Origin of the sequence: Microbacterium sufflavum, assembly GCF_023101165.1 — a bacterium.
In the GTDB taxonomy this organism is placed as follows: Bacteria; Actinomycetota; Actinomycetes; order Actinomycetales; family Microbacteriaceae; genus Microbacterium; species Microbacterium sufflavum.
This window is the reverse complement of the sequence record NZ_CP078076.1, coordinates 570,613-582,678: the sequence shown is the minus strand read 5'-3', so window position 1 is coordinate 582,678 and position 12,066 is coordinate 570,613. Positions and strand designations below refer to the sequence as shown.

The window sequence follows — 12,066 nt, the reverse complement described above, 5'->3', positions numbered from 1 at the left end:
ACGGGGGCGGCGACCTGTTCCTATCTGTGAGGAAATGGTCTGTTCTGTCATCTAGGTCATCCTTGGCCTGGGGTGATGTGTCCGCACGCTCGCGGTGCGGTCTCGGGCTTCCTCAGTATTTCCGGCAGATTACGGGCTCGTCAACCGGAGAGCCCAAGAGTGATGAATTGGTATGAACTGTGAAATCTGTGAAGCGCTGCGCATACTTAAGAATCGATCCTTGATAGTCGATTATCGATTGGGTAGGGTCCTGTGCAGCCGCCCGCTGCGGCACCGCGCGAGCTCTTCGCGCGGGAATCGAGAGTTCGGAGACGCAATGAAGCGTGTGCTGGCAGGACTGGCCCTGGCCGCCGTGTTCGGATCCGCCCTCGGCGTCGCCCCCGCGGCGTCGGCCGCGGTCGACGACGACGCCCTCTACATCGCACCGGGGGGTGACGACGACGCCGCCGGCACCAAGGACGACCCGCTCGCCACCCTCGAGGGAGCCAGGGACCGCATCCGGGCACTCAAAGCCGACGAGCAGATCCCCGCAGACGGCCTCACGGTCTACCTGCGCGAGGGCGAGTACCCGCGCAGCGCCTCGTTCGAGATCGGCGAGCAGGACTCCGGTACCGCCGACGCCCCGATCACCTACCGCTCCTATCCGGGCGAGACCGCCACGCTCACCGGCGGTCGCGCGCTGCCCCGCGACGAGTTCGCGCCCGTCGAGGACGCCGCCGTCACCGACCGGATCATCGACCCCGCCGCCCGCGACCAGGTGGTCGCGGTCGACCTCGCCGGCCTCGGCATCACCGACTACGGCCAGCTCAGCCGCCACGGCTACTGGAAGGCCAACGACGTCAGCACCACCCCGCCGATGGAGCTCTTCATCGACGGCCAGGGCATGACGCTCGCGCGCTGGCCCAACGCCGACGCCGCCACCCCCACCGTGCAGATGGGCGACATCATCGACGTCGGCCCCGACCGCAACGACCCGGATCTGCAGAACCGCGGCGGCACCTTCACGTACGGCTACGACCGGCCCCAGTACTGGACCCAGGCCGACGACGTGTGGCTGGACGGCATCTTCGGCTACAGCTGGGAGTGGTCGTACAACAAGATCGAGAGCATCGACACCGCGGCGAAGACGATCACCCTCCGCTACGGCGAGATGTCCGGGATCATGAAGAGCTGGTTCCCCGACTTCCACTTCGCGCAGAACCTGCTGGAGGAGCTCGACGCACCGGGCGAGTACTACATCGACCGCGCGGCGGGGAAGCTCTACCTCATCCCCAACGCCGCCTTCACGTCCGGACGCGGCGACGTCACCGTCACCACGCTCGACGAGCCGATGCTGCGCGCCGACGGGGCGTCGTACGTGAACTTCGACGACCTCGTCCTGGAGTACGGCCGCGCCACCGCCGCCGTGATCCTCGGCGGCTCCCACGTCACGATCTCGCACAGCGACATCCGCAACTTCACCGACGGCGGCGTGCTCATCAACTCGCCGGGGCGCTACACCTACGACGGCATCCCGGTGAATCGCGGCGGCCGCGACCACGCCGTCACCGACAGCCGGCTCACGCACGTCGGCGGCGTCGGCGTGGTGCTCCAGGGCGGCGACAAGACCACCCTCGAGCCGGGCCGCAACCGGGTCGAGAACTCCGAGATCGCCGACTTCGCGTACTACCACAAGGCCTACAACCCCGGTGTGATGTTCGACGGGGTCGGCAACGTCGCCAAGAACAACGAGATCCACGACGCGCCGCACCCCGGCATCATCGTGCACGGCAACGACCACCTCTTCGAGCGCAACGAGGTGTACGACGTCTGCAAGCAGTTCCACGACCTCGGCGCGATCTACATGAACTCCGGCAAGACGCCGCAGCAGCGCGGACACGTCTTCCGGGAGAACTACTTCCACGACATCGGCGCCGGCATGGCGGGCGTCGAGGGCATCTACGCCGACAACTTCACGTGGGACCTCACGATCGAGAAGAACGTGTTCGTCAACATGGGCAACGGCGCCATCAAGAGCGGATCCGCCGACTACATCGAGGCGCGCAACAACGTCTTCGTCGACGCCTACGCGCCCTACGACAACTACGAGCAGTGGATGGGCGACCACGAGGGCAACGTCGTCGACAAGGACTACATGCCCGCCTGGCAGCAGGTGTTCGCCGACAACAACGACTTCGTCGGCACGCCGTATCTGGAGAAGTACCCCGAGCTCGGGCACTTCTTCGAGGACGACCACTACTTCCCGAACCACAGCACGTTCGCCGAGAACGTGGTCTGGAACCCGAACCGCCCCCGCATGGCGGGCGTCAACGAGCACGGCGCCAAGGACGGCAAGAACCTGCTGAACTACGAGGACAACTGGGTGGCCGACGCCGACCCCGGGTTCGTCGACGCCGCCGGCGGCGACTACACGCTGAAGGCCGACGCCGCCGTGTTCGACCAGATCCCCGGCTTCGAGGCGATCGCGTTCGGCGAGATCGGGGTCGACGGACACATCGGCCAGACGCAGCAGCCGCAGTCGGTCCCGCTGGAGGACATCGCGTTCGACAGCGACTCGGTCACGATCGACGCCGGCGACCAGGTGCGCGTGCGCGCCGTGCCGCTGCCCTGGAACGCCGACGACACCGCGGTGACCTACGCCTCCGCCGACGCCGCCGTCGCGACCGTGGACGACACGGGCGTCGTGCTGGGCATGGGCCCCGGCACCACGACCATCACGGCGACCGCGAAAGCCGACGCCGCCAAGACCGCGACCATCGAGGTGATCGTGGAGGAGGGCGACGGCGTGCTGCACTTCACCGACTTCGAGTCGGGGTCGAACGGCTGGGCGACCGACCCCAACCGCAGCATCCAGGCCGACGCCACGGGTGACAAGGTCTACCGGATCCTCAAGGGCGCGAACAGCATCCTGCCGCGCGACTTCACCGAGTTCGTGCTCGACTTCGACGTGACGACACCGGCGACGACGCCCACCAACGCGGGGCTCATCGTGTACGACCGCAACGGCAAGGGCGGCGGTTACATCCGCTTCCGTCAGGCCGCGGCCGGCCCGACCTGGACCATCTTCGACGACGCCTGGCAGGTGGTCGCCGAGAAGGTCGTGCCCGCCGAGCAGGGCCTCGTCCCCGGTGCGACCTCGCACGTGCGCATCGCGGTCCAGGACGGGCGGATCCGCATCTCTGTCAACGGCGCGATCGCCCTCGAGGGGGCCGATCCCGCGCCGGGTGCGGCCGGTCGCGTGGGCTTCTACGTCGAGAACTACCCGTCGCTGGACTTCGACGACATCGGGTTCTCCCTCTCCGGGGTGCCCGTGACCGGGGTCGCCCTCGACGCCGATGCGGTGGCGCTCTCGGTGGGGGAGCGGCGGACGGTCGCCGCGACGGTCGCCCCGCAGGACGCCAGCGACGCCAGGGTGACCTGGACCAGCGACGCCCCCGCGGTCGCCACGGTGGCGGACGGCCGCATCGCCGCCGTCGCCGCGGGCACCGCGACCATCACGGCCACCTCGGTCGCGGACCCCGCGTTCAGCGACACCCTGACGGTCACCGTCGCCGACGCGGAGTACCCGACGACCCGGCTGGACGCGCAGTTGAAGGATCCCGCGGCCTGGAGCACATCCGACCACATCGCCGTCGACGACGCGGGCGTGGTGATCAGCGGCGAGGGGGTGCACGGCTACGAGGGCGAGCGCTTCGGTGACACGCTCCTGCAGTTCGACGCGGACTTCGGTGCCTTCTCCGGAGGGTGGTACGGCTTTCAGGCGCGGTCCGACCAGACCGGTGTGCCCGCGTGGCAGAACTCCAACACCGGATACCTCGTGGTGATCAAGCAGGACACGATCGAGTTCCAGAGCTGGACCCCCGGTCAGACGATGCTCGACGCGATCCCCAACACCGTCATCGCCCCCGACACCTCGCACCGCATCGAGTTCGGCGCGATCGCGGAGGGCGAGGGCACGCGCATCGTGTTCCGGGTGGACGGCGTGACCGTGTGGAGCATGGTCGATGCGCGGGAGAACCTGCGCATCGGAGCGGACGGCTTCTTCAACGTGTACCACTACGGCAAGACGACGGCCCTCGCCGTGCGCCCCACGCCGCCGCCCGCGAGCGTGACCGGCATCTGCTGGGCTGCGGAGGCCGACCCCAAGACCCGCTACCTGCGCGGCGAGGAGCTCGACGTCACCGGGATGATCCTCGGGGTGCGCTGGAGCGACGGCACCCTCACGACGCAGCAGGTCACGGCCGATATGGTGAGCGGGTTCGACAGCAGCAAGGTGCGTCCGCACCAGACGCTGACCGTGACCTACGCGGGCGCGACGGTCGAGCTGGAGACCTCGGTCAAGCCCAAGCTCAAGGACGATGAGGAAGAGGTGCCCCGGTGCGAGTGACGTTCATCGGAGACTCCATCACGGATGCGGGGCGCGACCGTGCCGACCCCGACTCCCTCGGTGACGGCTACGTGGCCCTCCTCGCCCCGGGGCTGCGGGCGGCCGGCGCGACCGTGCGGAACCTCGGCATCGCCGGGAACCGTGCGCGGGACCTGGCCGCCCGGTGGGACTCCGAGCTCCTGCCGACCGCGCCGGAGCTGCTGACCGTGTACGTCGGCGTGAACGACATGTGGCGACGGTTCGACAGCGACGACCCGACGTCGGCGGAGGAGTTCCGGGCGACGCTCGACCCGCTGCTGGCCGGCGTCGCCGGGGAGCGGGGCCCCCGCCTGATCCTCATGGAGCCGTACTTCCTTCCGGTGACGCAGGAGCAGCGCGAGTGGCTCGACGACCTCGACGGCAAGCGGGCGGTCGTGCGCGACCTGGCCGCGTCGCATGGTGCCGCCTTCGTGCCGCTCCACGAGGTGCTCACGGCCGCCGCCACACGGCAGCCGGTGGCGGAGCTCGCCCCGGACGGCGTGCATCCGACGCCGCGCGGATCCGCGCTGATCGCCGAGGCCTGGCGCACGGCCGCGTCCATTAGCGATAGTCGATAATGGACGTAGACTGATGGTCATGACGGATGCTCTGGGCACAGCGGGACTGCAGCGAGGACTGCTGTCGGATCAGATCTACGCGATGATCAAGGCGATGATCAAGGAGTCGACCCTCGCCCCGGGCGAGCAGCTCGTCGAGTCCCAGCTCGCGCGACAGCTCCAGGTGAGCCAGGCTCCCGTGCGCGACGCCCTCAAGCGCCTCGCGCACGAGGGGCTGGTGTCGCACGTGCGGCACCAGGGCAACTTCGTCGCGAGCTACTCCGCCGAGGAGGCCGAGCAGGCCAAGGTCGCCCGGGTCGAGCTCGAGGGCCTGGCCGGCCGGCTCGCGTGCGGCGCGCTCGACGCCGCCCGCCGCGACGAGCTCGTGTCGCTCATCGCGCAGATGCATGAGGCGGCCGAATCCGCCGACCTCGCCCGTTTCCGCGAGCTCGACTTCACGTTCCACCGCGCCGTGATCGAGGCGAGCGGCAACGTGTACCTGCCGCGGATGTGGGATCTGCTCGAGCCGAGCCTGCGGGTGATGCACGTGCTGGGCGACCCGACGTTCACCGGCGACTGGCACGAGGTGGCCGACTGGCACAAGGGACTGCTCGACGTGCTCGACGCGGGCGATGTCGAGGCCGCGTCCGCGCTGTTCCGTCGCCACGCCGCCGGCACCCTCCTCGACGACGCCTGACCTTCCCGCGCCGTCCCGCGCGACTCCGTGCGAGCCGCCGCGCGACGAGACAGACGGCGGGGGTCAGGCGCCCGTGGGGTAGAGGCGGTCGGCGGTCGCGGACCAGAACGCCCGTTCCTCGGCGCCGGAAAGGCGGGGCAGCGCCGCGCGCGTCGCGGCGAGCACGTCCGCATAGCCGATGCTCCGCGTCGACATCGGCCAGTCGCTGCCGAACGCCAGCCGCTCCGCGCCGAAGAGGTCGAACGCCAGCCGTAGCAGGCCGCGCGATTCCTCCGCGCCGCGGGCCGAGAGGTCGAGCCCGGAGACCTTCGCCGACACCCCCGGCGCCGACGCGGCCTCGTCTAGTGCTGCCCGCCACGTGCCGTCGGCCGTCCGCGCCCCGAGGCCCAGGTGGCACACCACGATCGCGGTGCCCGGGTGGCGGCGGGAGAGGGTGGCGGCGGCGGGCAGCTGCTCCGGGCGGATCAGCAGCTCGAGCGCACGGCCGGTCGCGCCGAGGTGGTCGGCGAGCGCGTCGAGGCCGCCCACGTCGGACAGGTCGGCGGCGAACTGGGGCACCGCCGCCCGCACGCCGACGACCGCCGGGGTGACGGCGACGCCGGTCGCACCGGCCGCTCGTCCGGGCGCGGGGGAGTACTGCAGCACCACGCGCCGCAGGAACGGGTCGCGCGCGGCGGTCGCGGTCAGCCACTCCGCCTCCGCCACGGAGTCCGCGGCCTGCACCGCGATCGCGGAGGCGACACCGGCCGCGGTCAGCTCCCGTCCGAGCCCGACGGCGGAGGCGTGCCGCGGCAGGTCGAGGTCGTCGCGGAACCAGGGGATCGGCACGGCGTCCACATCCCAGACGTGCACGTGGGCATCGACGATCCGCATGTCAGGTCCCGTGCGGCGCCATCAGGCGGCCATCGCGACGACGGCGGCGCCCGCGGCACGGGGGAGCCGCCGTCGCCGCCCGCTCACACGGCCTCCGCGTCGAGTGCATCCCACAGCGCCGCGGGGAGCGCGGCGTCGAGGCCGTCGACGAACGCATGCACCTCGGTCGGCGTCCGCGCCCCCACGACCACCGCGTCGGCGCCGTGGCGCAGCGGGAACTGCACGGCCGCGTCGGCCAGCCGCGCGTCGTGCGCCGCACACACGGCCTGCAGTCGCAGCGCCCTCTCCTGCAGCGCGGCGGGCGCCGGCTTGTACTCGTAGAACGGCGAGCCGACCGGGTCGACGAGGATGCCGGAGTTGAACACCGCCGCCGCCAGGACACCGATGCCCCGTGCCCGAGCGGTGGGGATGAGGCGGTCGAGCGCCGTGCGGTCGAGCAGCGTGAGCCGCCCGGCCTCCATCACCACGTCGAGCGGCACCTCGGCCACATAGCGCTCCAGCGGATCGAGGCGCCCGAGCCCGACACTGATCGCCCGCACCACGCCCTGGTCCCGCAGATCGAGGAGGGCCGGGAAGGCCGTCGCGAACGCGGCCTCCACATCGAGGGGGTCGTGCAGGTGCAGCACGTCCACCCGGTCCACGCCGAGGCGGGCGAGGCTGCCGTCGAGGCTGCGGAGGATGCCGTCGCGGCTGAGATCGACCACGGAATCGTGCCCGCTCGCCGCACCGCGCACCGGGGCGCCTTCGGCGTCGACGAGCACCCGTCCCACCTTGGTCGCCAGCACGTAGTCGTCGCGGGGCACGCCGCGCAGGGCGAGGCCGAGCCTGCGCTCGCTCTCTCCCGAGCCGTACAGCGGCGCCGTGTCGAAGAACCGCACGTCACGGGCGAGCGCCGCGTGCACGGTGTCGACGGCATCCGCGTCCGGCACCGGCGCGAACAGGTTGCCGATCGGGGCGCAGCCGAGCCCGGCGTCGCCGCGGGCGGCGACGGCCGGGGTCAGAGGACGGAGCTGCGGACGGAACGCCATGCCTCGTACTCCTCGCGGCTGTCGGGGGTCAGGGGGTAGTAGTCGCTCAGCCGGGCGCCCTCGTCGAGGCGCTTGCGGCTGAACACCTCCCACTCCTCATGATCCTGCGCGTCCTCGACCACCTGGGGCGCCATCGCCTGCGGAACCACGACCGGTCCGTCGTCGTCGGCCACGACCAGGTCGCCGGGCATGCACAGCGCACCGCCCACCGCCACGGGCACGTCGAACGCCCACGGCACGAGCTCCGACTGCGAGGCATAGTGCGGGGTCGTGCCGGTCGACCACACGGGGATCCCGAGCTCGCGGATGCGGCCGGCGTCGCGGATGCGCCCGTCCACGACGATGCCCGCGCCGCCCTTGCGGGCGAAGTAGCGCGCGAGGATGTCGCCGACGCAGCCGGAGAAGCGGCTGCCGTACGCCTGGATCACCAGCACGTCCCCCGGCTGCACCGCTTCGAGCACGTGCCACAGGGCCGTGTGCCGTTCGGCGTACTCCTGGCCGTCGCCCGAGGCCATGTCCTCCCGCTGCGGCATGAACTGCAGCGTCAGGGCGGAGCCGACCACGCGCTGGCCGAGGCTCAGCGGCTGCGGTCCCTCGATGTAGCTGCGGCGGATGCCGAGGCCGTGGAGCTTGGCGCAGGCGGTCGCCGCGGAGATCGCGTCGAAGGAGTCGAGCACGTCGCGCGACGGCCGCTGGTACGCCGCCCCCCGCACGGGCAGGGGGAAGTCGGGTCGGATCAGGTCGCTCATGCGGCTCCTTCGGGGAAGAGGTGGCGCGGCGAGCCGGTCGCGCGCGCGATGGTCAGGTCGAGGTCGGCGAGGTGCGCCGGTGGCAGGGTCACGACGAGGTCGTCGTCGCAGGGGAAGGTGTGCGTGACGATCTCGCCCTCCGGTCCGGCGTACGTGCCGGAGGCGCCGGGCCAGCCCGAGGCGTCCTCCGCGGTCGCGGTCACCTCCACGATGCGGTCGAGACCGAAGCGGCCGCCGCGCAGCCGCACGGTGCGGGTGTGCACGGCCGAGGTGTTCACGAGCTGCACGCCGATCCCGCGGTCGTCGAGGCGATGCACGAGCGCGGCGACGTCGGGCGGGAGCCCCGGCCGGCCGCGGTCGGCGTCCTCGTAGCGGAGCGCGGTGAACCCGAGCCCGCCGTTGTAGAGCACCTGCGGGGCCCCGGCGACGAGCTGCGTGAGCACCTCGGTCACGACGGGGTTGACGCGCTGCCAGAAGTGCAGGTGGGCGGCATCCGGATCGCGGTCGTCGGCGAGCATCATGACCGTGCGCCGCGCGACCTGACCGAGCGCCATCTCGAGCGCACGCACCGGGTACTCCGGCAGGTCTCCGCGGAGATAGGCGAACCATCCGGCCTCGTGCCCCGCCTCCTCCTTGTCGCGGAAGGGCGCGACGGGGTCGGCGGAGGAGGGGAGTCCCGCGATCGCCCGCTCCAGGCGGCTGCGGTCAGCGGTCGAGCGCGACCACCACCACAGCCACAGCGGCAGGTCGAGCTGCAGCGGACCGAAGTCGAACCACCCGTCGGGTCCGTAGCGGTAGGGCACGAGGACCCCGGGCTCGGCAGCTGCGGCTCCGAGCCGGGCCATCCAGCCGCCGCGCAAGCTGTAGGTCGAGTCGGCGACGGTGCCCGTGCGGGCCTCCGCGAGCACGGTGTCGAGCATCGTGCGCACGAGGTCGAGGGCGGCATCGTCGCCGGTGACGAGCGCGTGGTTGAGGGCGCCGATGAGGGCGCTCATGCCGACGGAGTGCAGTCCGTGCGGCCACGCCCACCCGTAGTGGCCGCCCCACCAGCGCCCGTCGTGGAGCTCGCCCACCGTGCCGCCGGGGCCGACGTTGTCGGGGAGCAGCCCGCCGTCGGCCCGTGTCCGCCACCCGTCGACGTACTGCTCGATCCAGTCGGCCGCGGCGGCGTCGCCGTCGTACAGCCACCGGTTCGCCGCGAGCGAGGTGGCGGCGAGGTTCACGGCGATGTCGCCCGCGGCGCGACGCTGCATCTCCTCGGCCATGCGGTGCGCGTTGTCCGGGTCGGCGAGGTCGTCCCAGGTGCGGATGCCGTCGAGCCCGTGCAGGGGCAGACCGTAGGGTCGCATCTCGGCCCGGTCGGCCACATACGGCACGATCTTCTCGTCCAGGCCCGGTCGAGCGCCCAGGGCACCGTTGTGCGGTGCGCGGATGATGGTGTGCTCCGGGTCGTAGTTGCCCTTCGCGGGATCGGTGAAGAGCGCGGAGAACCGGGCGGCGCGCGCCGCGAACGCCGTGTCGGCCGGGTCGGCCTGGCAGATGCCCGCGAACAGCAGCAGCGACTCGCCCTGGTGGAACCAGTCGTAGCCGTTGTCGTACTCGTCGGCGAGCATGCCCGCCTCCGCGAGCTGCACCGTCACGCCCTCCCAGTGCCGCTTGGCGTCGTCCAGCACCTCGTCGGGCCCGCCGAGCAGGTAGAAGGCCGGCCAGTTGAAGAACGGCTCGTAGAGGTCGTCGACCCCGTCGCGGTCCACGAACTCGGCGACGCCGCGGAGGCGGCCGTCGGGGAGCGTGTACCGGTCGCGGAAGACGCGGCGGGCCTCCTCGATCTCGGCGAAGAGGCGCCGCTGCAGCACGGCCCAGGCCGGGATCGCCCGCAGGGGGCGGGTGAGCGGATGCGCGGGCACGGTCATCCCTTCGTCGCGCCGGCCACGAGGCCGCCGATGATGTGGCGCTGCATCACGATGAAGAACACCATCGCGGGCAGCACGGCGAGCAGCAGGGTCGGGAACACCTGCGTGTAGTCGGTGGAGAACTGCCCGACGGCGGCGTACACACCCGTGGTGACGGTGTAGATGCCGGAGCTGGGGCCGAGGATGATCTGCGGACTCACGAAGTCGTTCCACACGCCGATCGAGTTCAGCACCACCGCCGTCGCCACGACCGGCTTCATGATCGGGAAGACGCACGCCCAGAAGGCGCGGATCGGACCGGCGCCGTCGAGGGACGCGGCCTCGTCGATGTCGCGCGGCACGCTGCGCAGGTACGCGGTGAACAGGAAGATCGTCACGGGGAGCGTCGCCGCCGTCTCGAAGAGGATGAAGCCGGGGATCGTGTTGATCAGTCCGAGCACCCGCAGCACGAACACGACGGGGATCAGCGTGACCTGGCCCGGGATGAACAGGCCGGAGACGAAGAGCAGCAGCAGCCCCAGGTGCCACTTGGAGCGGCCGCGCGCGATCACGTAGGCGACCGGTGCGGCCAGGGCGATGCAGCAGAGGTTCACGAGCACGACGAACAGGAGCGTGATGCCGTAGGCCGCGATCACGTTGAACTTGCTGCTCGTGATCGCCTCCCACAGGTACTCGAACGTGAACATCTGCGGCGTGATCAGGAGCGGGTTCTCGATGATCTCCGCCTGCGGCTTGAAGGCGTTGATGACCATCGTGTACATCGGGATCAGCATGGTGATCGCCACGACGCCGAGGACGATCCAGCGGATCGCGCTCACCGCGAGCGCCGGCCGGTTGCGGGTCTGCTTCATCAGTCGGTCGCCTTCTTCTCGGAGCGGCGTCGCACCAGCGTGACGGCGAGACCGATGACCGCGGTGACGATGAGGAGGATCATGGACTGCGCGGCGCCGAACCCGAGGGCCGAGTTTGCGAACGAGTCCTTGAGGATCTGGTAGACGATCGTCTGGGTGGAGCCCGCCGGGCCGCCGTCGGTGAGCGAGAGCACCACGTCGTAGGCCTTGAGGAGCCCGACGAGGGTCAGCACCAGGTTCACCGTGAACACCGGAGCGATGAGCGGCAGGGTGATGGAGCGGAACTGCTGCCAGCGCGAGGCGCCGTCCACGGTCGCGGCCTCGTAGTACTCGGCGGGCACCGACTTGATGCCGGCGAGGAACAGGATCATGTTGAAGCCGAAGTGCGACCACACGATCGTGAAGATCACGCTCGCCTTCGCGAAGGTGGGGTCGGTGAGGAAGGGCATCGCGGGCAGGCCGACGGTGGTGAGGAACCCGTTGACGGCGCCGCTGGGGGAGAGCATCGCCGACCACAGGAACCCGATGATGAGGGCGCTGATGACGTACGGGTAGAAGAAGATCGTGCGCAGGATCGTGTTCGAGCGGCCGGGACCGGCGATGAGCGCGGCGATCGCGAGACCGATGGCGTTGCAGAGGATCGTGCCGACCACGGCGATGATGCCGGTGAAGATCGCGGCCTGGGTGGAGCGGGGGCTGCGGAACGCCTTGATGTAGTTCTCCCAGCCGACGAACGTGAAGTTGAGGCTGTACCCGTTCCAGTCCGTGAAGCTCAGCACCGCGGCGAGGATCATCGGGATGACGAACATCGCCAGGAAGACGGCCACGGCGGGCCCTCCCATGAGGATGCCGGGGAGGCGGTGCCGCCACCGCTGCAGCGCGGAGCGCTTGCGGGGGGCGGGGGTCGAGCTCATCGGCGTCGATGGTCCTGTCGGGGCGGTTGCCGTGGCCGGGGGCGGCGCGGTCGTGGTGGGCGGAGTCATGGCGGCACTC

At 70.9% G+C, this 12,066-nt stretch carries 9 protein-coding genes; 3 read left to right on the top strand and 6 right to left on the bottom strand.

The window, feature by feature from the left end:
* Positions 1–316 precede the first annotated feature (316 nt).
* From KV394_RS03010 to KV394_RS03000, 3 genes are read left to right on the top strand one after another with little or no spacing between them, the layout of a single operon-like run.
* The gene (locus tag KV394_RS03010; RefSeq protein WP_247982270.1) at positions 317–4,387 is read left to right on the top strand and encodes an Ig-like domain-containing protein; all 4,071 of its coding nucleotides are present in this window, start codon (positions 317–319) and stop codon (positions 4,385–4,387) included.
* A complete protein-coding gene (locus tag KV394_RS03005) occupies positions 4,384–4,983 on the top strand; it encodes an SGNH/GDSL hydrolase family protein (RefSeq protein WP_247982269.1) in 600 nt (199 codons plus the stop codon). The genes KV394_RS03010 and KV394_RS03005 overlap by 4 nt, the downstream gene beginning before the upstream one ends.
* Before the next feature lie 19 nt (positions 4,984–5,002).
* Positions 5,003–5,659, top strand: a complete 657-nt coding sequence (locus tag KV394_RS03000; protein WP_136044536.1) for a GntR family transcriptional regulator — start codon at positions 5,003–5,005, stop codon at positions 5,657–5,659.
* Between the two features lie 63 nt (positions 5,660–5,722).
* Here KV394_RS03000 and KV394_RS02995 read toward each other — a convergent pair whose 3' ends face one another.
* The 6 genes from KV394_RS02995 to KV394_RS02970 all read right to left on the bottom strand — a co-directional run bounded on the left by KV394_RS02995 (position 5,723) and on the right by KV394_RS02970 (position 11,987).
* Positions 5,723–6,532 carry an amidohydrolase family protein gene (locus tag KV394_RS02995; protein ID WP_247982268.1) on the bottom strand — a complete coding sequence of 270 codons (810 nt, stop codon included), beginning with the start codon at positions 6,530–6,532 and terminating at the stop codon, positions 5,723–5,725.
* A gap of 83 nt (positions 6,533–6,615) precedes the next feature.
* Positions 6,616–7,560 carry an aldo/keto reductase gene (locus tag KV394_RS02990; RefSeq protein ID WP_247982267.1) on the bottom strand — a complete coding sequence of 315 codons (945 nt, stop codon included), beginning with the start codon at positions 7,558–7,560 and terminating at the stop codon, positions 6,616–6,618.
* Positions 7,530–8,309 (bottom strand): RraA family protein, encoded by a 780-nt coding sequence (locus KV394_RS02985; protein WP_247982266.1) that lies wholly within the window; start codon positions 8,307–8,309, stop codon positions 7,530–7,532. Before KV394_RS02985 ends, KV394_RS02990 begins: the two co-directional genes overlap by 31 nt.
* Positions 8,306–10,222, bottom strand: coding sequence for a hypothetical protein (locus KV394_RS02980; protein WP_247982265.1), 1,917 nt, complete (start codon positions 10,220–10,222; stop codon positions 8,306–8,308). The genes KV394_RS02985 and KV394_RS02980 overlap by 4 nt, the downstream gene beginning before the upstream one ends.
* Positions 10,219–11,073 (bottom strand): carbohydrate ABC transporter permease, encoded by an 855-nt coding sequence (locus KV394_RS02975; RefSeq protein ID WP_136029520.1) that lies wholly within the window; start codon positions 11,071–11,073, stop codon positions 10,219–10,221. The genes KV394_RS02980 and KV394_RS02975 overlap by 4 nt, the downstream gene beginning before the upstream one ends.
* Positions 11,073–11,987, bottom strand: coding sequence for a carbohydrate ABC transporter permease (locus KV394_RS02970; RefSeq protein ID WP_136029567.1), 915 nt, complete (start codon positions 11,985–11,987; stop codon positions 11,073–11,075). The genes KV394_RS02975 and KV394_RS02970 overlap by 1 nt, the downstream gene beginning before the upstream one ends.
* Between the last annotated feature and the right edge of the window lie 79 nt (positions 11,988–12,066).